The organism is Streptomyces sp. NBC_00353 (assembly GCF_036108815.1).
Classification (GTDB): Bacteria; Actinomycetota; Actinomycetes; order Streptomycetales; family Streptomycetaceae; genus Streptomyces.
On the sequence record NZ_CP107985.1, the window covers coordinates 777,896 to 798,481 of the forward strand.

Genomic DNA, 20,586 nt, shown 5'->3' on the forward strand with positions numbered 1-20,586 from the left:
GGGCAGCGTGAGGCAGATGAGGAACCCCATCGGGCCAGTATCGTCGCGCCCTCAGTGCGGAACAGAGGCATGCGGCTCCAGCCACTTGTCCGGCCCCGGGTCTCCGCCCTCGGCGCGCTCGACCAGGCGGTCCAGGTAGTGGGTCCAGCCCTCGAAGTGCGGGGCGCAGGCCTCGGTGGGCAGGTCGCGGTGGAATAGGGTGAGCAGGGTGCCCTCGCCGTCAGGGGCCAAGGTCACCTCGACCGTGCTGGCGCCTGGCGGCACCGACTTGGCGCCGTCCTCGTAGCCCCAGGTGAAGACCACCCGGTGGTACGGGTCCACGGCCAGGAATTGCCCGACGGCGTCGCAGTGGGCGTTGACGCCGGTCCGGTACGCCCCGCCTGGGGTGAAGGAGAACTCGCCGTCCCGGCCCATCCAGGAGAGCCACTTCTCCCGGTCGGTGAAGAACGAGAACACTGTCTGCGGGCGGGCGGCGATCCGCCGCTCCAGCACCACCTGGTCGGTCGTCGTCATGCGCCGCTCCCCTTCGACTTCTCGGCCCGTTCGGCCGCTTCCGTTGACTCTGCCGCTTCCGCCAGTTCGGCGAGTACGTCCAGCTTGTCGGCCCACATCGACTGCAGGTAGGCCGCCATCGGTCCCATCGCCTCCCGGTCGGCCCGGTAGTACCGCTTGCGGCCCTCCTGGCGCAACGTGACCAGGCCCGCGTCGCGCAGCACCTTCAGGTGCTGGGAGACCGCGCCGAATGTCACCTCGAACCGCTCGGCGATGTCGCCCGCGCACAGCTCGTCGTCCCAGACCAGCCGCAGGATCTCGCGCCGGCGGGGTTCGGCTATCGCTTGGACCGCTTCCACGCCTCTCATTTTAGTCAGGGCTTCAGCTTGCGCTCCACACGGTCCTCATTTTAGTGTCGACTTAAGCAACGAGTCCGAGAACAACGAGCCCGAGAGCACCGAGGACCCCACCATGCAGACCGCACTGGCCGAGTTCGCCACCCTGTTCGCCCGCGCCGCTGAGGCCATCCCGGCCGACCGTCTCAGCGCCGCCACCCCGTGCGCGCAGTACACCGTCGCCGAGCTGTTCGCCCACCTCGGCGGCGTGCTCCCTGACTCCGAGCTTGCGGCCGCCAAGCTCCCCCGCACCGGCGAGCCCACCCCCCTCACCGAGCCCGCCGCGGTGGCGGCCAGCGCCGAACGCGCGGTCGCGGCCTGGCTGAAGCCGGAGGCGATGACCGGCGAGACCCAGTTCGGCCCCGGCACCTACCCCGCGAGCCTCGCCGCCGGCATCACCCTGCAGGAGCTCGCCCTGCACGGCTGGGACCTGGCCCGCGCCACCGGTCAGCCCTTCGTGGTCGGCGAGGAAGCGGGCACCGTACTGCTCGGCGTGGTCGAGCAGATCGCCGACCAGGCCCGCGCCAACGGCGGCTACGGCCAGGCCGTCACCGCACCGACCGACGCCTCCGCCTTCGACCGCGCGCTCGCCCTCAGTGGCCGCAACCCGGGCTGGATCGGCTGACTTACCAACAGAAGGTCGGTGGGCAGGCACCCGGGGCTGCCCACCGACCTCTACTCTCCCTCGATCTCCACCGCCATCACTTTGAAGCGCCGAAGTCTGTATCCCCGCACCCGGCCGGACCATCTGAACTGTGACAAGGCGTACTCATCACGCCGCAACCGCCGTTATCTGCGCCGTCGGCAGATCAGCCTCACCATCCCGGAACGCCAGGGCCGGCGAACCTACCGCCAACGCCGTGGCAGCAGCGGCGGCAGGCCCCACCGTCTTTGACCCGGCTCGCTATGCCCGCAGGAACTAAGTCGAGCGGCTGATCAGCCGGTTGAAGATCTCCCGGGCCGTGGCCACGCGCTTTGACAAGCGGGCCTACGTCTTTCACGGCACCGTGCCCCATGCTGCCCCACGTCTTTGGCTCCGCTCCCTGACGCCCCGAACACCTGGTGTACTGCCATGCACGACAACACGCCCGACGAAACGTGCCGTGTCCATAGGGGCGGCGCTTTGGATGCTGTGTGTCCGGGCCACACAGCTTGGGCCTGTGCGGCCGTTCCATCAGGGCCGGCTGCCACGCCGATCAGGCTGTCGGTCGGCCGAGCAGCGAACAAGGCCGTGAGCCCAGGATCGCTTCGGCCTCGCCGCTGATCGCGCGGACCACGTCAGCGGCCGGACGCACCCCATCGACGAAGGACGCCGACTGGCCGTAAAGAATCTCGCTCGTATCGGGGTCGGGCGGGGCCTCGAACGGGTTGGCACCTTCCACAGGCCTGAATTCCTCCGCGCGGTCCCGCAGCGTTGATTCGCGCTCCGACCACTCGACGGTGAAGCGGTTGCGGCGGACGCGTTCGCCAATACCGTTCGGCCAAGGCAGTCCTGACACGATGTCGTAGGCCCGTGTCCACACGGTGTCGCCGCCGTCGCTCTCGACAATCAGGCGCTTGTGGACGTCGTGCACCTCGACCGCCTCGGGTGTGGCAAGGAATGCCGTGCCCAGCCAGGCCCCGTCCGCTCCGGCGGTGAGGACGGCCGCGAGCGTTCGTCCGTCGCCAATGCCGCCCGCGGCCAGCACCGGGACATCGGGGTACCTCCGCACGATCCCAGTCAGGAACGGCAGCAGGCCCATCATCCCGGTGTGACCGCCGGCCTCGTTGCCCTGCGCCACGAGGACATCGGCCCCTGCCGCAACCGCGGCCTCCGCGTCCTTGTAGCTCTGGACCTGGCACATCACCCGGGCTCCCGCGTCCTTGGCCCGGGCAAGCCACGGCTGCGGATCGGCGAACGACAATGCGACGACCTGTGGCCGCTCCTCAAGCGTGGCGTCGAACAGCGGCTCGGTGAAAGGGAGGAACGGCGTAATGAAGCCGACTCCGAACGGCCGGTCCGTCGTGGCACGGATGGTCGCGATCTCCGCCCGGATCCAGTCAGGCCCCTTCCAGGGATGCGTACCCCCGAAACAGCCGAGCCCGCCGGCGGCGGAGACCGCGGCAGCGAGTGTCCCACCGCTGTGCAGGGCCATGGGGGCCGACATCACCGGATGGGCAAGCCCGAACATATCGGTGAATCTCGTCTGCAACATGAACGAACACTAACGGATTGACGAAGCCCCGGCGGGCGGCATGTCAAGAGGACCGTTGGGTGCCTGAATCGAATGCGACCCATCGGACACGCCGTCGGGCGGACCGAGCCCACGACGCTGCTGCGGGCTGACCCGACGGGTTCAACCGAGGGCTTCCCTCAACCGTTCACAGACCCGCTCGATCTCCGCTGCCTCGGGGAAACAACCCGCCTCGCCCATAGCCACCTGCAGCGCGGGACCGAATGCGTCGAACCTGGCCATGTCCTCTTTTCCAGCGGGCTGCACGACGAAATGGATGTGGCCGGGAACCCCGGCAGCATGCGACCACAGGCACACATACACCTGCTCTGGGGCCATCACCTCGGTGACTGCGGCGCTCACCCTCTGCACCAGAGGCCCCAGCTCGCTCGACTCCTGCGCCGTCAACTCGGCGACGTGCACCACATGCCGAGCCGGCTTGACCACAACGGTGCCCAGACCAAGCGGACCGACACAGTGCTCGACAACCCAGGACTCAGTTCGCAGAACGTTTCCACCCGGCAGCGGAGCCTTGCCAACCATGAGGTCGCACGCCAGACACCCGTCATTCACACCGGAATCCTCAATCACCGACGCTCCCCCCAATGCCAGACAGCCCCATGACTCCTGTTCAGCATTGGACCACAGGAATCTGGGGCCCAGTCGAGTCCGGTGATCAAAAACCCCACGTCGTCGACTGGTCGGCCCCGGACGTGCGCACACACGGCCCCGAACCGGCCCGAAGATGGCGCGCCTTGGATGTGGGCACCCGCTAGGAGTTCGATCGGCCCGTGCTGCTCTAATGCTGTGTGATTGCTGGCCTCAGTCGCTAACGAGTTCCCCCGCGATTGAGACGGGAGTGAAGCGGGCGATGGTGTGGTGCCAACCCACCCGATCGCCATCCTGGCAAGATAGCGGCATGGAACGTGTGCTTGGAATCGGTGGATACTTCATGCGGGCCGCCGACCCGGCGTCCCTCGGCGCGTGGTATCGCGAGTGCCTGGGTCTGGACGCCGATGAGAACGGCCTGTGGCGTCAGGAAGCCGGGCCGACGGTGTTCGCGACGTTCGAGTCCGAGACCGACTACTTCGGGTCCCGCACCCAGCGAACCATGCTCAACTTCCGGGTCCGCGACCTGGATGCGATGCTCACGCAATTGCGCGCCAAGGGAGCCGACGTGGCCAAAGAAACGCAGGACATGGAGGGTGTCGGACGATTCGGCTGGGTCACCGATCCTGAGGGCAATCGGATCGAGCTGTGGCAACCCGCCTGACCGCATCTTCACGCAGGCGGTTACGTGCTGGTGGACCACCAGGTTGTCGAGGTGTGAACCTTGGTCAGGCTCGCGCGGCCATGTCTCATTACGCCTCCTGTGGGCTGTCACGGGAACACTTTGGCGAGCTTGTCACCGAAATTGCGCCGCAGTTGGGAGGCGCGATGCGAGTCCTGACGCCGTCAGCGGCGCCGCGGCGCCAGGCCGGCGGTGCGCCAAAATACGAGTTGGTGTTCACCGACCGACTACTGTTCGCCCTGGTCCACTTACGCACCGGTTTGACCCACGAGGCCCTCGGCGTGACGCATCGGATCGGGTCCTCCATGATCGGCCGGGCGATCGGCGAGATCAGGCTGCCACTGGCCGAACGCGGGGGGCGCCGTCCCGCAGCAACCAGGCCTGCGCCTGCGCACCCTGGCCGACGTATTCGCCTACGCCGAGGCCGAAAACTTCATGCTGCGCATCAACGGCGCCGAAGTCCAGGCCCGTCGGCCGAAGGCCGGACGCCTCGGACGGGCCGCTTTCGTCTCCGGCAAACGCAAGCAGAAGCAGCAGGGGAACGATGGAGTGCACAGGGAGTCTCCATGGACCTTCGAACGGACGGGAAGGCTACCCCTGGTGGCCAGCCGCAGTTTGGAAGATCCCGTACATGATGAAGTCTGACCTGCGGATGCTCTGACCTGTGGCTTAGCCGGAAGCGCTCCGCCATATGCCGTGGTTCCCCGCTGGTCCCCGGGTGTCGGGCACGTGCCGGGTACGCCTATGCGCCGGGTAGGAGTGGGCTCTACAGCGTTTCGTCTCGGGCCAGGATCAGGCTGACCGGGCCCTCTTCGAGATTGATACCGCCCTCAAGATGCTCCTGGTACCCGTCCCTGAGGCCGGGATCAGCGAGCCCCACGAGTCGTTCAGCCAGGTCCCGCAACCCTGCGGCATTGGCCGCAACGGTGATTTCGGTTGCTGAGCCGTACACCTTGATCCGGGGTTCATCCATGCGATCACGCTACAGCGAGCGTTCACGACCCACCTCAATCCCTCGCCCTTCCCTAGTCCCATCCCGTCCGTCTTCGACCCCGCCTAAGCTGCGCCCATGTGGAAAGAAACCGCTGCTGGAGCCTTGCCCGACGTCGAGTTCCGGGCACCCGTTGCCGCAATGGCGCTGGCTGAGGCGGAGCGACGCCTGGGCCGAAGCTTGCCGGCGCAGCTGACTGCACTACTGCTGGAGACCGACGGGATGGTCGGTGAGTACGGGACTGACGTCGTGTGGTCTCTGGAGCGGATTGTGGAGCAGAACCTGCTGTTCTGGGCCCCCAATACGTTCCCGGGCCTGTACATGCCCTTTGATCCGCTGCTGTTCTTCGGCGACAACGGCGGCGGCGACCAGTTCGCCTTCGTACTGACGCCCGAGCGTCCGGATATCTTCGTCTGGGACCACGAGGCCGACGGTCGGCTATGGGCTGCACGGGAGCTAAAGGACTACCTGCACCGCTCGCTCGCGGGTGCTGGCGACTGGTGGTAACCGAGCGTGCCCCGCTGGCACCTCCCGCACCGGACGTCACTCATCTGATGTCCTGGGCGGAACACGGCTACGGCGCCAACCTCCGCCTGGCCGACTTCGCCACCGACCGAACCGCGCTGGCGACGCACCATCAAGGAGAGACACTCACCGCCGAGCACGGCTTCCCCCTGCACCTCGTCGTCCCGCACCTCTACGGCCACAAAGGCCCCAAGTCACTACGCGGCATCAAGTACTTGACGGAAGACGGCCGGCGGCTTCTGGGAAGAACGTGGCTGCCTCAACATCGGCGGCCCCTGTCAAGGACAGCGCTACTCCTACCAGGCGCGACCAGTCGACGGGTCACCCCTGTCACCGTGGCCGCGCCCCGGGCGACGCGGACAGCGAGGTGCCTGAGACGTGTTCCCCCCGCGACATCCGGACGTCCGTTGCGTCCGCGGGCCACTGGCATCGCCTCCTGCCGTGTCCAAGATCAGCAACCGCAGGACAGGACCGGGACCGATGCTGACGACTTACTGACCTGCACCCCAGCAAAATGGCTCTGACCTGCATGAATACCAAGACAGACCGACCAGTCCTAGGTCCTGTGACCAACAGGCCACGTCCCGAGTCGGCCGTCGGTCACCAACCGGAGGTGCTGTCGTCGCGACGAGTGACGCCAGGCCGCGTGTTCACTGACCACATGTGTGTGCACCGCGGACACTGAAGGTGAACGACCGGTCCGTTGCTGGATATCAGATAGCGCCAGTGCTCACCGCAGTTACGGCGACCGGCGCAGGGCTCGCAATGGCGGGCGTCGTCGCAGACGGGGCAGGCGAGCCAGGCCCGGCGGGCAACGTCCGCCTGTGGATCAATGGGCAGCCGCACGGCCCGGCTCCCCTCCTGGCAGGACGCCGGCCGCCACGAGCAGGTCGTAGGTGCGCTGCTGCTCGGCGTCGAGGTTCGAGTAGAGGAGCGTGTAGGCCTCGTCCTCGCTCTGGAGAGCGGCGATCGGGTCCCAGTCGGGCCCGAGTGCGGTCACGACCTCCGCCCGTCGTCGAGCTTCCTCGAAGGTCAGATCGATGCTGAAGGGTATGGGACCGGTGAGATTTTCCTCGTTCATTGTGTGACTTTCGATGAGTGTCGGAATTCCACATTTATCAGGCGACTGCAGCGACAGGGAAGGGTGACCTAAGTCGCCCCGGAGCGACGCGGTATCCGGCCCGTCAACGGGGAACCTTCAGATCGGCAGACAGCAGTGGGCCGTTGCCGGCACCGGGAACCAACAGCGAACACGGCTCCCCACACGGCACTGTGACGTACTTCACGGGGTTTGCCGCATGGACCTGGGCGCGCTGACGCGCGAGCAGGCGGTGCAACAGGTGAGCCGGGCTACCGTCCATCCGTCTCTGGGCCGGCAGATCGCCACGGACGCCGACCGGGCCGGCCGCACCTGCCCCGGTCAGCGTCGCACTCGGCCGACTCGGTGCCGCAGGTGGTGCGCTGTATCAACAACGCCGGCAGGAGTACCGACGCCTGCCGGAAGGCCGGTTCCGGCGTGGCTCCTGCGTTCGCAGCAGGGGTCTCGGCCACCAGAACTGGCCGAACCGGCCGAGAGCGTCCCGAGGCCCCTCCTGGTGACGGCCGGAGCCGCTGGCGCCCTCGGGAGGGCGCAGCCCGAGCGACATGCCGCCGCGGCGGCCGGCCATCTGGCTTCGACCGCGAGGTCTACCACCGACGGAACACCGCCGAGCGCTGCACAGGTCGATCACCGCATCCAGCACCAACCTTTGATCGGCCCACGGGGCGAACTCAGCTTTCGCCCAAACGCCTCGGCGACCGAACTCTTCCCTGCACCGGGCAGCCCCGACATCACGATCAACATGGGCGACACCCTCGCATGCACACCCGACCGACCCGCCGACCAGAAACGCCATAACGGGGCAAGCATCCGCTGCCCGGTTATCCAGTCACGCCGCATCTACAGGATCTGACGATTGCTCGTGCAGCGCTCGTGCGGTCAGATGACGAGGCAGACGGCCCATGTCGCACCCCGGGTCCCGCCCTTTACCGTGCGGACGACCTCGCCAATGGGAGGCTAGCAGCGGCAGTTGAGCCAGCAGGCTGCGGCAAAGGCCCCGTCTTCTTGCCCTGGGTCTTGTCGGCGATCTTGGAGACCTGCGTTCTTGCAGCTCCTGTACCTGGCCACGGCTGGCTGAGTAGCCGTCATTGGTCGTCGTCGGCCGTCCCGTTGCAGCGAGCCGTTCTGCGAACAATCATGGCCCTCATGGAGCGACCGAGGCAGATCATCGAGTGCGGAGACTTCGTCCTGCGACGCTGGCGGGGGCAGATCGACTTCGCTCCGGCATTCAAATTGATCGAGGAGTCTCTGGACCACTTGCGCCCCTGGGAGCCGTGGGCCGCCCGTCACAGCGAGAAGAGCACCCGCGACTTCCTCGCGAAGTCCGAGTCGAACTGGGCAAGCGGTGACGTATACAACTACGCCATCGCCAAGGACGGCACTCTCATTGGCATGTGCCAGACCTACCGCGGGGCCGAAGCCCAGGGCCGGCGCATGGGGTACTGGCTGCACCCTGCCGCCACTGGCCAGGGCATCGCCACGAGAGCGACGGCGGCCATGATCACCGAGATGTTCACCCTGCCGGACGTGGAGTACCTGGAAATCGCGCACGACCTGGCCAACACCTCCAGCGCCGCGATACCACGCCGGTTGGGCTTCACCGAAGTCCTGCGTGAACAGGTATCACCGCCCGCAGCTCCCTCAGGCAGTGGGATCGCCGCGGTCTGGCGGCTGAACCGCCCTACGCCACCCGTTCACGGCACTCCGTGCCCCTGAATATCTGAACCCACCGAGCTCAGCTCCTGCCCCTTCGGCACGAAAACAGACGACCTATAAAGCCGTAGGGCCGACCGCCCCAGCCGCATCGGGTTTTCCGCCTCCGTCCGCAGCACGTAGCGCCCCGCCGGGCGCGGCCAGCCGGGGCCAAGACAGGAGGCAGGCCGCGCGCCACAAAGGCTTCAAGCACCCGGCTGCGCTCCGCTCCGCCGGGCGCGCTTCCCGGCTCCGCTGCGGGCGCCGCTCCTGCCTCCGGCCCGCTCCGCCCGCGCTGCGCCGACGCGCGCCCACACATGGATAGGACCGGAGGCCATGAGTCGATCACCGCATAGAGCGGCCCACGGCCAAGACAATGCCTCCGGCGGGGGATCGTCCGACACCGGGATGGGAGCTGGGGAGGTGGCGGGTTGAGGAGGTGGCAAGGTCCAGCGATCATCTTCGTCACGGTGCGCTGGGGTGTGGTCGAAGGCCCGCCGGGTTTGAGGCGTGAGGGGTCAGCCGACGCAGCCGGTGACGATGACGGGGCTGTCGTCGCAGTTGGTGGGGATGTTGTTCCGGATCTCGGACCGGTTCACTGTCGTGAACTGGGGGTTGGTCCACACGCCGCCCGGTGCTGTGGTGGAGGCGTTGTTGTTCACCTCACTGTGGTCGAACGTCACCGTACCGCCGGAGTTGAGGATGCCGCCGGCCTGTGAAGTGCCGGGGCCGTTCGCGCTGTTGCGGTCGACCGAGCTGTCGCGCAGCACCAGGGTGCCGGATTCTTGGAGAATGCCGCCTCCCTCGCCGCCGGCGCCTCCAACGACGTTGCCGGAGACCTCGGTCTTGATGAGCGTCGCCGAGGAACTATTGAAGATCCCGCCGCCCCCCAAACCCGCGGCGGTGTTGTTGAGGATCCTGCTGTTGATGAACTGGACAGTGCCGTTGTCGTTGCTGATGCCACCGCCGTAACCGCCGCTGGTGTTGTTCTTCAGGGTGGTGTTGCGATAGACGGCGTCACCGCTGGCCTGGTCGATGGCACCGCCGTTACCGGCGGCGAAGTTGTGGGCGAACACGACCCCGTCGGTGGTGACGTCACCGTCCGACTGCAGACCTCCGCCCTCGCCGCCCGCGTTGTTGACGGTGAACTCGCTGCGGGTGATGTACGCCTTGGCTCCTGACTCAAGATCGACGCCGCCCCCCTGGTTGGCGGCGGTGTTGTTGTCGAGGGTGACCTTGTTGAGCTTCAGATTGCCGGAGCTGTCGACGAGGATGCCTCCCCCGTCATCGGGTGCGTTGCCGCCGCGGATCGTGAGGTCGTCGAGCCGCAGATCACCGGTGGAGGTGACGTGGAAGATGCGGAAGACACCGGCCGTCAGCCCGTCACGGACGATCGTGGAGCCCCGGCCCTCGATGGTGAGTTGCCTGTCGATGGGGGGCAGTCCGTCGGCGCCGGCGTAGGCCGTGGTCAGGTGGTAGGTGCAGTGGCGGGCGAGGACGAGCGTGGATCCCGCCGGCGCCGTGGCGAGCGCGGTGGTCAGCGCCGTGGTGTCGCACGGCACCGGGATACCCGATCCTGCCGCGTCGGCCGGTACCGCGCTCACGCCGTTGACCACGAGCGTGGCCAGGGCGGCGATGCCGGACAGTGTGGTGTACCGCATGGCTCTCCTTGAAGTGCAGGAACCGCCGGAGCACCGACGGCCCCTCGTCCGCCTCCCGGACACAGGGAGCAGCAATGCCCCCTCCCGCACCACTTCCAGCGAAACCGCAACACCTCCTCACCCAGACACAGCAGCAAATACGACCAACCGGCTGAATCCATTGCCCGACAGGACTGCAAGACGATGACACTTCCCCATCACACCCTCCCGGTGGCTTTGTTCACGAGTTGCGTCGTCAGTTGTTCACGGGTTTGGGAGGCACCAGATCCACGGTCGGGTGATGTTCACGAGTTTTGACGGCAGTGGGGTCCTTGCCACGGGAGCATCGGGGTGTTCCTGGTGAAAGGCCCTGGTCATGCCGCAGATGCCGAAGGTCGAGCTGTATGCCGCGATTCGGCGCGACCACCGCGGCGGCATGACGATGCGGGAGATCGAGCGCAAGTACAACGTGTCGTGGCGGACGGTCCGCGGGGCCGTGGACTCGGTCTGGCCGGAACCTCGGAAGAAGCTGCCGCCGCGCCCGACTGCGCTGGACCCGTACAAGGCGGTGATCGACGGGATCCTGCGGGCGCACCTGGATGCGCCGCGCAAGCAGCGGCACACGGTCACGTTCCGCACCAACCGCTACTCGGTGCCGGTGAGGCTGATCGGCAAGCGGGTCAGGGTGATGCTGCACGCCTCTCACCTGGTGGTTTACGACAAGAATGTGGAAGTGGCCCTCCATGAGCGGCTGATCGCCAAGGGCAGCTGCCGCCTGGAACTGGACCACTACCTCGAAGCCCTGATCCGCAAGCCAGGCGCCTTCCCCGGCGCGACCGCACTCGAGCAGGCCCGCTCCGCCGGCAAGTTCACCCCTGTCCATGACGCCTGGTGGGCCGCAGCGGTCAAGGCACACGGCGACACCGAGGGCACCCGGGCCTTGATCGAGGTGCTCCTGATGGCCCGGCACATCCCGCACGAGTACCTGGTCGCCGGTCTGGCGACCGCGTTGCGGGCCGGGACCCTGACCGCGGACGCGGTCGCCCTGGAGGCCCGCAAAGCCGCCCAGACCGAGGATGAACCCGGTCCAGCCACCTCGTCTGCGCTGGCCACCGGGCAGCCGCCGGCGACCGTGACGTTCCTGCACGAGTGGAAGCTGAACCACCTGCCGCCGGACACCAGGCCACTGCCCTCGGTGACGCCCTACGACCAGTTGCTCCGACGTCGCGCCAGCGGCGGTGACCACCGAGAGGGAGAAGCACAGTGACCCTGCCTCGCCAGCGAGGACTGACCGAGCAAGCCGCCACCACCGCCATCGACACCGCCTGCCGTCTGCTGCGGCTGCCGTCGATCCGCAACGAGTTCGCCGACATCGCCGACCGGGCCGCCAAGGACCAGATGACCTACCGCGGCTTCCTCGCCGAGCTGCTGATGGCGGAGTGCGACGACCGGGCCCGCCGACGCTCGGAACGGCGGATCAAGGCGGCCGGGTTCCCGAGGGAGAAGTCACTACGGGCCTTCGACTTCGACGCCAACCCCAACGTCGACGCGGCCACCATCAACACCCTCGCCAGCTGCGAGTGGATCAAGAAGGGACAGCCGCTCTGCCTGATCGGCGACTCCGGCACCGGCAAGTCCCACATGCTCATCGCCCTGGGCACCGAGGCCGCCATGAAGGGCTACCGCGTCCGCTACACGCTCGCCACCAAGCTGGTGAACGAGCTGGTTGAAGCCGCCGACGAGAAGCAGTTGAACAAGACCATCGCCCGCTACGGCCGCGTCGACCTTTTGTGCATCGACGAGCTCGGGTACATGGAACTGGACCGGCACGGCGCCGAGCTGCTGTTCCAGGTTCTGACCGAGCGGGAGGAGAAGAACAGCGTCGCCATCGCCTCAAACGAGTCGTTCGGAGGCTGGACGAAGACCTTCCCCGACCCCCGTCTCTGCGCCGCCATCGTCGACCGGCTCACCTTCAACGGCACCATCATCTAGACCGGATCCGACTCCTACCGCCTGGCCAGCACCCGAGCCCGTGCCGAACACGCAGAAGCGGGCTGATCAACCGCTCCACCGCCTGGCCGGCAACCGTTAAAGGTCGGCCAGGCCGACATCATCCGAGCGGGACAGGCCCTCCAACCCGGGGACCAGCGTCCAGATGAGCTGCGATGCGCGTAATCGTCCGGGCATTGTCCTGGAACAGATGCGCCTGCATGCCCGCCGCCTGAGCAGCCTCAACATTTACTGCGAGATCGTCGATGAACAGACAGCTCTCCGGCCGCACCTCCAGGCTGGCGCATACGGTCTCGAAGGCACGCGGGTCCGGCTTCTCGATGCCGATCTCGTGCGAGTACACGATTTGCTCGACCAGTTCGTCGAAGTGATACAGCGCGGTCTCCCGTTCCCGGGCACCGACGAAGCTGTTGCTTAGGATGCCCAGCCTGCAGCTTCCTCGCAGCCCACGCACGTAAGCGATGAGCTCCTCGTTAGGCGTTCCCAGGTACTCCGCCCAGAGATCAGCCATGAAGGCTTCAACCTGGGGCGCGTCGAGCCCCAAGCGTGCTGCCACCTGCTCGTGAACCTCTCGTTCACTGATACTCCCGACGCTCCCGGCTTGCCACACGTCGCGCATCCGCTCATGCACAGTGCCGAACGGCAACCCCAGCCGCTCTTCCCACCGCTGCACACACCCCGTTTCCGGCGTGATCTCCAGCACGCCACCGATATCGAGAATGACGCAGGTCGCCGTCACTCGAACTCCCCCTCTTCGTCCAGCCCGGCTGGCGAGCGCACACCGCTCGCTCGTGTGATCTACGGAGACACTGTCGCCCTTCCCTCTGGGGCAAGGTCAAGCGATCTTGAAACCTTGTGGCAGCCCTGTTGCGAGCCGCCGACACGACTCGGCTGCATGGGCAGGTGCCTTCAAAACTCGTGACGAACCGCGGAGTCCTCGGCCGGACGACGACGTCAGAACTCGTCAACAAACGCTGTCGCAAGAAGTGATCGAAGCCACTCCCGGCGAGCTGCGCAGGCAGGCAATGGAGAACGACGTTCGAACGTCTCAGAGCAGACCTCGCTCGCGTGCAGCAGCGAAGTACAGCAACCACAGCAACCGCCCCCGTCCCACAGCGTCCTCGCAAAGCCGTAGCGCGACCAGTACGACCCTCACTGACCGATCCACATAGAGCTACGGATCAGAAGGTGTCCGTGCCCGATCCGTGCCCGACAGGGCGGGGAACCACGGTCAACTACGGGCGCTAAGGCGAGCTCCAGGGTTCCCCTTGGCTTCCGTCCCCGCTGGTCAGTTCGCCGATGGGGGCCCAAGACCCGGTGATTCCCAAGCTCAGAGTGTGGGCTACCTGCCAGCGCCCTGCGACGCCGGGCCCAGAACGTGATCGGCTTGGACTGGCCAGTCGTGGGCCATGTGTGGGCCAGGCGAGACGCCCGGGGTGCTGCCTCGGGCGTAAGCGCAGGTCAGTGCATAGTCAGTTACTCCCGCTGCCCGGTCTTGAAACCCGTTCCCGTCGTGCACAGCCTCCTCGCACGACCTTAAGACAGGGGCCTCTTGCTTTTTAAGACCCGCCTTCGAAGAAGCCGGACTTCAGGTCCCCGATGATGACGTCGAGTGGATGCCCACTCACGGTGAGCGGTCCACTCCAGGGCGCGGTGAGTGCGAAGAGCAACGCCAGGCTCAGCCCGACCACACTCGCAACGCCCAGAACGAGCAGTGATGTTCGCAGGCTGCTGCAGAAGGTGAGTGCGCCGGCGTTCACGATCAAGGCCAGTCCGCCGACCACAAGCGTGACAACGTAGAGCGCGGGTACGTCGCGCGAGGCAGCCGCAACGCGTGCGCGACGACTATTGGTGACGCTGTCCAGGGAAACCAGCAGCTCCGTGCTCGCCGGGGTTCCCAGCTCAGGCCGGGCCGCCTCGGCACGCACGCTCCGCTCCAGCCGTGCGATCGCGTGAGCGGTGGCCGGGTCGTCACCGGACGCCGCTGCCGCACCCTCCCATTCCCTGACACGCGTGGCCTGCAGGTAGTCCAGCAGTGCCGAATGGATCGGCTCCGACTGGACTCGCGGACTTGTCGCCGACCACGCCAGGCGGGAGGCTGCGGCCGCCTCGTCGCTCACCAACTGCTCTGCTGCGCGCAGGTAGCTGGCCTCGCTGGCCAGCGAGAGTGCCGCAAAGATCGCGAAGGCGGCGCCGAGTGTAGGCATCAGGGGCATGGCAATCTGGGGCACCCGATCCTGTTCCCCGACCGGTACGAGCGCCCGGACGCCGACCCGCGCCACGGCCGCGACCAGTAGGGCAAGGAAGAGCCAGCCAACAACCAATACCACCGTCGGCAGCGAGGCCAACCAGTTCACCACATCACCTACAGCGCGTTCCCGCGAGCGTCACACGGCGGCGCCCCACGACCTGGACCTTCAACGAACGCTCCATGATCACAGGTCGAAGACCTCCGATGCCCGCGACGCACGGCACCGGCACCTCGCTTCGTTGGCCAATCAGCCGAGTACGGCCCAGTGCGACGCTGTTCGGCCGCCTTGCGATGCACCGCATCTGACGCCTTTTGTTATCCGCCCAAGGTTGCGAGACGCGCTGTTAGCCCGGCCTCTGCCGCCTGTCGAATGCGTGCCGAAGGCCGGTCGACGAGACGCCAAGCACGGGAAGAGGAGCAGGTCAGCAGGGGTATGACACCCAACCCACCAAGCGCCTTCTAAGCGCTTGGCTTCATCGATCAGCAAGTTGTGGTGACTGCAGTGTCTGACGGCAACGTCAGCGCACTCGATCGCTTCTGAGCGGCTCTTGGGTCACTCACCGTGCTGTGTCATCGGTTTGTCGCCCAGGCGGGCCGTTCAGTTGGTAGAACTCCTAAAGCGGGTGTCGCAGGTTCGAATCCTGCCGGGGGCACAGCACTAAGGGCCAGTTCGGAGGCTTGATCCTCTCGAACTGGCCCTTTCGCGTGGTCACGTCCGTGCCACACACGTGCCACTACGTCCCGGTGTTTCCCTGCCGTTGGCGGATCATCGACCCCAGCCGATCGGCGATTGCACGGTCTCGGTCGGCGGTCATGTGCTGATAGATCAGCGCGGCACGGGCGGTGCTGTGCCCCATGCGCGTCATCAGCTCACGCGTGCTCGCCCCGGCAGCGGCCAGGGTGTTTCCCGTGTGCCGTAGATCATGGAAGTGCACATCGGCAGCGATGCCCGCATCCTTGCGCGCCTTGATCCAGTCGTCCCGGAAGTTGCTGCGCCGTAACTGTCCGCCCTGGGGGCCAATGAAGACGTGGCCGTCACGGCCTGCCCCCGCATAGAGCTCCAGGTGCTCAATGACGTCGGCCAGGATCTCGTCCGGGAAGGCGACGGGGCGGACGCCGGCCGCCGACTTCGGAGCCTTGTCGAAGAGCTTGCCGTCCTGCATCTCGGCCTGGGCGCGCTGTACCAGGACCACCCGCCCGGCAGTACCGACTGCTGGGAGAGGACCGCTTCGCCGAGAACCTCGCCCATGAAGTGATCCGGGCGGGCACGGACTTCGACGGCTCCGAACGCTCACCAATGCGCATGGCGGAAGCGCGGATCACCCTCGGCGTGGTGGCAGCCCGACAGGGCGACTTGGACCAGGCAGTCAACTACGGCGAGTGGGCGCTAAAAGGTGACCGCCAGTCTCTGCCCTCCCTGCTCATGGTCAGCCGAGAACTGGCGGCCATCGTCAACCGGGACTACGCCACGGAGGCGGCAGGCCGGGAGTACCTGGATCACCTGACCACGCTCACTCGCACCAGCTGAGGGTTGTCCCGCATATAGAGACGGCTCATGTGCGGTTCAGCGCCATGAACACATACTCGAACCCTCCGGGCGGGGCAGCAATGAGTACGTCGCCCTCCGAGGAGGTGCACTCAACGACCATGCACGGGACCGGGTAAAAGACCCTCCGCCCATCCCCCGTGGACGCTTCCCGCACCCCTGCCGCCTGCAGATCGGCAGCTAGCACTCGCATCTCTCCCCGTCCGGGCTCCCAGGTCCACAATCCCGAGTCGATCACGAAACGTCCGTTTGTCCATCGGGACATATGCGGACTCTTCACGTAACACCCGATCTTGATCCGCCGCCCGTCGATGAGGCTCCTTGCGAGCCGTCGCTGGCCCCAGCTCGACAGTCGAACGGCCAGGACTAGGCCAAGCGAAACCCCCGCTATGAGCAACTTCAGCGAATCCATGCGCGCATTGAAGCAGAGAGCCTTGGGTTCAGGTTAGCCACACAGCGATCACCGTTGACCTGCAGTTATGGGACAGCCCTTAGGGGCCTGTTACAGGTTTCTCTACCTCATCAAGTGCCCGCGCAAGCGCGGGCTGGCCCCTTGGGCCCGGCCCCTCTGCGCCTACGGCGCCGGGGCCGAGCCCCTGGGGCCGCAAGCGAGTTACGGCCCTGGAGTAGAAACCAGAACGGGCAAGTCACGGTCAGAACGATGCCTCCGGCGGGGGATCGGCCGGCACCGGGTGGGAGGGGGCGCCGTTCCCGGCCGCGGGCACATCGTGGCGAGCGTGGTGGGCTCCCATCCCGTCCACCGTCGACCCAGGCAGAGCCGAGCAGACGCGGCCCATGGCGTCCAGGTCGTTCGTCCAGTTGGGCGCTCCACCTGGACGCCATGAACCACGTCCGCTCCACGGTGTGTGGGTCGACGGCGGACGGGATGGGAGCTGGGGTGGGTTGAGGATGGTGGGGAGGTACGTGGCTTTGTTCACGATGGAAGACACCCAGGCGGCGACTCTTTGACTGTTGTCATGAAAGCCCGGTCCATGCGACGGTCGACAACATGAACCTCTACTCAGGGAGTTGGCCGCCTCGCGCTGGCGTCGCCATGCAGCGTCGATACGAGGGGGCGGGCGCCCTGGTGCAGGCTGGGACGGCAGCGTTCATGGCGTTCGTGACGGCCGTCCCGAAGGGCGCCTGTTGAGTAGCCGGAGGGGTTGGTGGATCCTCGTGGAGGGCCCAGAGGAACTTCTCGGAGAATCTCGTTCGATCCTGCTCCAATCGATCCCGGTCGATGGAGGCCCGGACCAGGCCGCCGCTCAGGCTACTGAGGTGGCTCGCACCCACGTACCTGCCCGCTACGGAACCCTGAACCCTGAGGAATGCGGTCGGAGAGTATTCCGGACCACGGACAGGGAATGGCTCGTGGAGTTCACTCGTAGGACGTGGCCTGACAGCTACGCGTTCCCCACCACGAACACAGCTCTCATACGGGTCTCGATCGCCGAGCTCGAGTATGAGCAAGAGGCCCTGGAACCTGAGCGGCCTGCCAAGAAGGGCAAGTTTGGGCGTCTGGGCAAGGGCTGACTCAGAGCGAGGGCCGAACTGTCAAGGGCGCCTGGGCCGTGTGACACCAGCGGCCGACACCAACAAGGGCGTACGGCGCCGATCAACGCTGAACCTCAGCGGCAGCCGGACCAGGGCTCAACGGACGTTCATCAAGGTCGGGAGAGCACCTCGATCGACCTGATAAAGATGAGGCCGCATCTCAAAGCTTGCCTCTACTCGCCGGAAACTTACGGGGCCGTGATCACTCGCCCCAAGGCAGCTCCAGCCCAAGGCCGTTCCGCCGACCTCACGTAGTGTCCGGCGCAGCTCTCTCGACCGGCTGGAGGACACCATGACGGACCCATTGCTGATCACGCTCGCCGATGCTCTGGCGAACCTCATGGTCTCCATCGACATGACTGATGACGATGACGTTGACCCGGACGTCTGCGTGCCGTGGTTCGAAGACGTCGCACACAAGCTCAGCCAGCTCTCCGCCGATGACCAGCACAGACTTGCCCAGGTGATCCGAGAGGTGGCCGACCAGGAGCCCGATGCCCAGAGACAGGCGGCACTCCTCGAAACGCCGGACCACCTCGGCCTCGAAGATCCGGATGATGAATGAGTAGTCCGTGCCCCTCCCGTGCCCGTTCGGTCGGGATACAGCGGGGAGTCACGGACGCTGGCGGACAGCGGCCATGAGAACGGCCCCTGACCGAGTTGCCTGGTCAGGGGCCGTTCACCTGCGGTGGGTGTGGGATTTGAACCCACGGTGACATCGCTGCCACGACGGTTTTCAAGACTGTATGGACGGGGGAGGAACCAAGCCGGTTGGAGCACTGGCGTTGGTACCGCGCGTACACGTCGGGTGAGGGTCATGAAGGGCAAATGCCGTGACGACAGCGACCAACGCAAGCACCGCCTGGGTCTTCACCACCATCGGTTTCGCGTGATAGGCACCCCAGACCGCAACGACAGCCAGTGCCACAAGCACCATGCCCGCGAAGGGCGGGACAGGGTCGAAGGCCGCAGGATGGACAACGTAGTCCGAAGCCTCAGGTTCACTGCCTGGTGACATGCACGGAAAGGCGGACAACGCTCCCAGGAAGACCCCGCCGATACCGAGCAGCGGAGTCAGCGCGACCATCTCGATGAGGAGGTACTTCCCTCTTGTCAGCCAGGTACGGAGGGACGCTCCCCCAGACGTGAGGTCACCCGTATCGGCACTCTGATCTTGCGGCACTGCCCCTCCTTGCGCGATGGCCGGAGAGTACAGCAGCGAAATACAGCAACCATCGCGCCCAGCCCCGACCACCACCGGCCCTGAGCGACCGTCTGACGTGCCCGGCAGACCTCAGCGACCGTCGTGCCCATAGTTCGCATCGAGGGGCCGCGGGGCGTGCCACTTCCGTGCCAGAACGGACGGGGACTCACGGGGAATCGAGGTTCGCCAGGGTGCGCACCGCCCCACACTGCCCAAGGCAGGGATTCCCAGGTCACACCGGTGATCACCCAACCTCGCTCCTAAAGCGGGTGTCGCAGGTTCGAATCCTGCCGGGGGCACAAGCGTGGCCAGGGGAAACGCCCCGGGCCGGGATGGTCCGGGGCGTTTTGACGGCAACGACCCACAGCTGGCAAGCAGGCGACCGCTACGCGATACGGGTTGACTGACACCCGAATCCTTCGGCATCACAACACGCTTCGGCCGATGGACGGGGCTGCTGCAGGGTTACTGAGGTTTTCAGGGTGGGTTCGGTTGGGTGATGGGCAGGCCGGTGGCGGTGAGGCATCCGTTGATCAGGTGGGGCCGGAGCTGGGTTCTGCGTAACTCGCGGCGGAGTATGCGGTCGAGGTCGTCGGGTGTGTCGAACGCGGTGTTGGCCATCGCTCTCCGCAGCAGTGACCAGATTCCCTCGACGGGGTTGAGATCGGGTGCGTACGGCGGGAGGCGGATGGTGGTGAGCCAGTCGTGCTCGGCCTCGTACCGCTTCAGGCCTGCCGTCAGGTGCGTGTTGAGATTGTCCCAGACCACCACGATGGGGCCGCCGAGCTGGATGTGGGCCCGTACCAGCAGGTCCCGGTAGTCCTTCCAGGAGAAGCTCTTGCGTGCACCCTTCAGCAGCAGGTGATCGTGGGGCCGGTATATCAGCCGGCTTGCCTCGCCGGGTTTGTAACAGCACAGGGCTGCCACCGAAGTTCGGCGGCGGGATCTGCCGCGGACCCGGATGACGGGGGTGTGCCCGCGCCGGCCCCAGGTGCGGGCACGGGGCGGCGTCATGGAGAAGCCGGCCTCGTCCTCGAAGACGATCCAGCCCCCACACGCCGCCGCGATCCTTTTACCCGCGGCCACACCTCCTTCTTCCACAGCTCGACGGCGTGATCGTCACGCTCGAGTGCTCTGCGGGCGGGTGCCTGCCAGGACCAGCCGTGCCGTTTCAGCAGCCGCCACACCGTCGCCACCGACAGACTCAGCCGCAGCTGGCGGCGGATCACCGTCTGGACCCTGGCCAGGGTCCACCGCTCGTCCCCGAAGCCGTGCTCGGCCGGACCCTTGCCCAATTCCTCTGCCAGCACGGCGAACTGGGCATCGGTGACGGCCGGGGAGTTCGCCGGTCCGGCCGAGCGCAAGGCCTCCAACCCGCCCTCACGCCAGGCACGGCGCCAGCATTCCACCGACCGCACACTCACCCGCAGATCCTTCGCGATCACCGCGGTCTTCTCACCCGCCGCGAACCGCCGACCGGCCTGAAGCCGAATCCCCTCACGAAACGCCCGACGCTCAGCGGTCAGGCCCCCACCCTCCGGATAACGCATACCAACGGCATACCGCAAGGATCACCAACCGTCACTACCCGACGACAACCCGAAATCCTCAGTAGGTGACAGGTGCGGTCACGCGGCCCGGAGGGCCGGTGTAGTCATGACGATCTCGAACTCGACGGGGGTC

At 66.5% G+C, this 20,586-nt stretch carries 21 protein-coding genes, 1 tRNA gene and 3 pseudogenes; 11 read left to right on the forward strand and 14 right to left on the reverse strand.

The annotated features are described in order from the left end of the window. Window positions 1-51 precede the first annotated feature (51 nt). Both OHA88_RS03635 and OHA88_RS03640 read right to left on the reverse strand, forming a co-directional pair. Entirely contained in the window at window positions 52-513 is a 462-nt protein-coding gene (locus tag OHA88_RS03635) for an SRPBCC family protein (RefSeq protein WP_328624186.1), read from the reverse strand. After that, window positions 510-851 (reverse strand): ArsR/SmtB family transcription factor, encoded by a 342-nt coding sequence (locus OHA88_RS03640; RefSeq protein ID WP_328624187.1) that lies wholly within the window; start codon window positions 849-851, stop codon window positions 510-512. Before OHA88_RS03640 ends, OHA88_RS03635 begins: the two co-directional genes overlap by 4 nt. A gap of 112 nt (window positions 852-963) precedes the next feature. Between OHA88_RS03640 and OHA88_RS03645 the strand changes: the two genes are divergently transcribed. Together OHA88_RS03645 and OHA88_RS03650 are read left to right on the forward strand one after the other, a co-directional pair. Next, window positions 964-1,512, forward strand: coding sequence for a TIGR03086 family metal-binding protein (locus OHA88_RS03645; RefSeq protein ID WP_328624188.1), 549 nt, complete (start codon window positions 964-966; stop codon window positions 1,510-1,512). Between the two features lie 102 nt (window positions 1,513-1,614). Beyond that, window positions 1,615-1,927, forward strand: a pseudogene (locus OHA88_RS03650) (IS5/IS1182 family transposase); the annotation flags it as partial. A gap of 156 nt (window positions 1,928-2,083) precedes the next feature. Here the strand turns inward: OHA88_RS03650 and OHA88_RS03655 are convergent. Both OHA88_RS03655 and OHA88_RS03660 read right to left on the reverse strand, forming a co-directional pair. After that, complete coding sequence (locus OHA88_RS03655; protein WP_328624189.1) at window positions 2,084-3,082, reverse strand: NAD(P)H-dependent flavin oxidoreductase; 999 nt, start codon at window positions 3,080-3,082, stop codon at window positions 2,084-2,086. A gap of 141 nt (window positions 3,083-3,223) precedes the next feature. Then, window positions 3,224-3,691, reverse strand: a complete 468-nt coding sequence (locus OHA88_RS03660; protein WP_328624190.1) for an HIT family protein — start codon at window positions 3,689-3,691, stop codon at window positions 3,224-3,226. A gap of 328 nt (window positions 3,692-4,019) precedes the next feature. Here OHA88_RS03660 and OHA88_RS03665 point away from each other — a divergent pair, with 328 nt between their 5' ends. After that, window positions 4,020-4,373 carry a VOC family protein gene (locus OHA88_RS03665; RefSeq protein ID WP_328624191.1) on the forward strand — a complete coding sequence of 118 codons (354 nt, stop codon included), beginning with the start codon at window positions 4,020-4,022 and terminating at the stop codon, window positions 4,371-4,373. 348 nt (window positions 4,374-4,721) lie between these two features. Here OHA88_RS03665 and OHA88_RS03670 read toward each other — a convergent pair whose 3' ends face one another. Both OHA88_RS03670 and OHA88_RS03675 read right to left on the reverse strand, forming a co-directional pair. Then, window positions 4,722-4,946, reverse strand: coding sequence for a hypothetical protein (locus OHA88_RS03670; RefSeq protein ID WP_328624192.1), 225 nt, complete (start codon window positions 4,944-4,946; stop codon window positions 4,722-4,724). Between the two features lie 211 nt (window positions 4,947-5,157). Continuing rightward, window positions 5,158-5,364, reverse strand: a complete 207-nt coding sequence (locus OHA88_RS03675; protein WP_328624193.1) for an Imm32 family immunity protein — start codon at window positions 5,362-5,364, stop codon at window positions 5,158-5,160. A 96-nt stretch (window positions 5,365-5,460) separates the two neighbouring features. Here OHA88_RS03675 and OHA88_RS03680 point away from each other — a divergent pair, with 96 nt between their 5' ends. Then, complete coding sequence (locus tag OHA88_RS03680) at window positions 5,461-5,889, forward strand: SMI1/KNR4 family protein (RefSeq protein ID WP_328624194.1); 429 nt, start codon at window positions 5,461-5,463, stop codon at window positions 5,887-5,889. 14 nt (window positions 5,890-5,903) lie between these two features. After that, a pseudogene (locus OHA88_RS03685) lies at window positions 5,904-6,282 on the forward strand (molybdopterin-dependent oxidoreductase); the annotation flags it as partial. A 225-nt stretch (window positions 6,283-6,507) separates the two neighbouring features. On the opposite strand, the gene OHA88_RS03690 reads toward OHA88_RS03685, so the two are convergent. From OHA88_RS03690 to OHA88_RS03700, 3 genes are all read right to left on the reverse strand, one after another. Further along, a complete protein-coding gene (locus tag OHA88_RS03690) occupies window positions 6,508-6,753 on the reverse strand; it encodes a hypothetical protein (protein WP_328624195.1) in 246 nt (81 codons plus the stop codon). After that, window positions 6,737-6,988, reverse strand: a complete 252-nt coding sequence (locus OHA88_RS03695) for a DUF6400 family protein (protein ID WP_328624196.1) — start codon at window positions 6,986-6,988, stop codon at window positions 6,737-6,739. The genes OHA88_RS03690 and OHA88_RS03695 overlap by 17 nt, the downstream gene beginning before the upstream one ends. 645 nt (window positions 6,989-7,633) lie before the next feature. Next, window positions 7,634-7,846, reverse strand: coding sequence for a zeta toxin family protein (locus OHA88_RS03700; RefSeq protein WP_328624197.1), 213 nt, complete (start codon window positions 7,844-7,846; stop codon window positions 7,634-7,636). Window positions 7,847-8,152: 306 nt separating this feature from the next. Here OHA88_RS03700 and OHA88_RS03705 point away from each other — a divergent pair, with 306 nt between their 5' ends. Beyond that, entirely contained in the window at window positions 8,153-8,722 is a 570-nt protein-coding gene (locus OHA88_RS03705; protein WP_328624198.1) for a GNAT family N-acetyltransferase, read from the forward strand. A gap of 494 nt (window positions 8,723-9,216) precedes the next feature. On the opposite strand, the gene OHA88_RS03710 is transcribed toward OHA88_RS03705, so the two are convergent. Continuing rightward, window positions 9,217-10,359: a hypothetical protein gene (locus tag OHA88_RS03710; protein WP_328624199.1), complete on the reverse strand. Its 1,143-nt coding sequence runs from the start codon at window positions 10,357-10,359 to the stop codon at window positions 9,217-9,219. A gap of 355 nt (window positions 10,360-10,714) precedes the next feature. Here OHA88_RS03710 and OHA88_RS03715 point away from each other — a divergent pair, with 355 nt between their 5' ends. Then, window positions 10,715-11,605 carry a Mu transposase domain-containing protein gene (locus OHA88_RS03715; RefSeq protein ID WP_328624200.1) on the forward strand — a complete coding sequence of 297 codons (891 nt, stop codon included), beginning with the start codon at window positions 10,715-10,717 and terminating at the stop codon, window positions 11,603-11,605. Continuing rightward, window positions 11,602-12,396: pseudogene (gene istB, locus OHA88_RS03720) on the forward strand (IS21-like element helper ATPase IstB). The gene OHA88_RS03715 and the pseudogene istB overlap by 4 nt, the downstream one beginning before the upstream one ends. A gap of 52 nt (window positions 12,397-12,448) precedes the next feature. Here the strand turns inward: istB and OHA88_RS03725 are convergent. Then, a complete protein-coding gene (locus OHA88_RS03725; RefSeq protein ID WP_302004021.1) occupies window positions 12,449-13,087 on the reverse strand; it encodes an HAD family hydrolase in 639 nt (212 codons plus the stop codon). Between the two features lie 820 nt (window positions 13,088-13,907). Then, window positions 13,908-14,705, reverse strand: a complete 798-nt coding sequence (locus tag OHA88_RS03730) for a bestrophin-like domain (RefSeq protein ID WP_328624202.1) — start codon at window positions 14,703-14,705, stop codon at window positions 13,908-13,910. Window positions 14,706-15,192: 487 nt separating this feature from the next. Between OHA88_RS03730 and OHA88_RS03735 the strand changes: the two genes are divergently transcribed. Next, window positions 15,193-15,252, forward strand: a tRNA-OTHER gene (locus OHA88_RS03735). An 81-nt stretch (window positions 15,253-15,333) separates the two neighbouring features. On the opposite strand, the gene OHA88_RS03740 is transcribed toward OHA88_RS03735, so the two are convergent. Continuing rightward, complete coding sequence (locus OHA88_RS03740; RefSeq protein WP_328624203.1) at window positions 15,334-15,792, reverse strand: tyrosine-type recombinase/integrase; 459 nt, start codon at window positions 15,790-15,792, stop codon at window positions 15,334-15,336. A 110-nt stretch (window positions 15,793-15,902) separates the two neighbouring features. Here OHA88_RS03740 and OHA88_RS03745 point away from each other — a divergent pair, with 110 nt between their 5' ends. Next, window positions 15,903-16,127, forward strand: a complete 225-nt coding sequence (locus tag OHA88_RS03745; RefSeq protein WP_328624204.1) for a hypothetical protein — start codon at window positions 15,903-15,905, stop codon at window positions 16,125-16,127. Window positions 16,128-18,003: 1,876 nt separating this feature from the next. After that, window positions 18,004-18,264, forward strand: a complete 261-nt coding sequence (locus OHA88_RS03750; protein ID WP_328624205.1) for a hypothetical protein — start codon at window positions 18,004-18,006, stop codon at window positions 18,262-18,264. 1,116 nt (window positions 18,265-19,380) lie between these two features. Here OHA88_RS03750 and OHA88_RS44485 read toward each other — a convergent pair. Further along, window positions 19,381-20,453, reverse strand: a protein-coding gene (locus tag OHA88_RS44485; RefSeq protein WP_443044167.1) for an IS630 family transposase whose coding sequence is annotated in 2 segments (ribosomal slippage) — window positions 19,381-20,004 and window positions 20,007-20,453 — 1,071 coding nt in all. Because the reading frame shifts where the segments join, the coding sequence is not laid out codon by codon here. Window positions 20,454-20,586: the final 133 nt, after the last annotated feature.

Bases quoted from the DNA above. Each gene is read 5' to 3' on its own strand.
- OHA88_RS03655 (WP_328624189.1), bottom strand. From the start codon at position 3,082: ATGTTGCAGACGAGATTCACCGATATGTTCGGGCTTGCCCATCCGGTG.
- OHA88_RS03700 (WP_328624197.1), bottom strand. From the start codon at position 7,846: ATGCGGCGTGACTGGATAACCGGGCAGCGGATGCTTGCCCCGTTATGG.
- OHA88_RS03665 (WP_328624191.1), top strand. From the start codon at position 4,020: ATGGAACGTGTGCTTGGAATCGGTGGATACTTCATGCGGGCCGCCGAC.
- OHA88_RS03695 (WP_328624196.1), bottom strand. From the start codon at position 6,988: ATGAACGAGGAAAATCTCACCGGTCCCATACCCTTCAGCATCGATCTG.
- OHA88_RS03675 (WP_328624193.1), bottom strand. From the start codon at position 5,364: ATGGATGAACCCCGGATCAAGGTGTACGGCTCAGCAACCGAAATCACC.
- OHA88_RS03710 (WP_328624199.1), bottom strand. From the start codon at position 10,359: ATGCGGTACACCACACTGTCCGGCATCGCCGCCCTGGCCACGCTCGTG.
- OHA88_RS03635 (WP_328624186.1), bottom strand. From the start codon at position 513: ATGACGACGACCGACCAGGTGGTGCTGGAGCGGCGGATCGCCGCCCGC.
- OHA88_RS03715 (WP_328624200.1), top strand. From the start codon at position 10,715: ATGCCGCAGATGCCGAAGGTCGAGCTGTATGCCGCGATTCGGCGCGAC.
- OHA88_RS03680 (WP_328624194.1), top strand. From the start codon at position 5,461: ATGTGGAAAGAAACCGCTGCTGGAGCCTTGCCCGACGTCGAGTTCCGG.
- OHA88_RS03745 (WP_328624204.1), top strand. From the start codon at position 15,903: ATGGCGGAAGCGCGGATCACCCTCGGCGTGGTGGCAGCCCGACAGGGC.
- OHA88_RS03705 (WP_328624198.1), top strand. From the start codon at position 8,153: ATGGAGCGACCGAGGCAGATCATCGAGTGCGGAGACTTCGTCCTGCGA.
- OHA88_RS03645 (WP_328624188.1), top strand. From the start codon at position 964: ATGCAGACCGCACTGGCCGAGTTCGCCACCCTGTTCGCCCGCGCCGCT.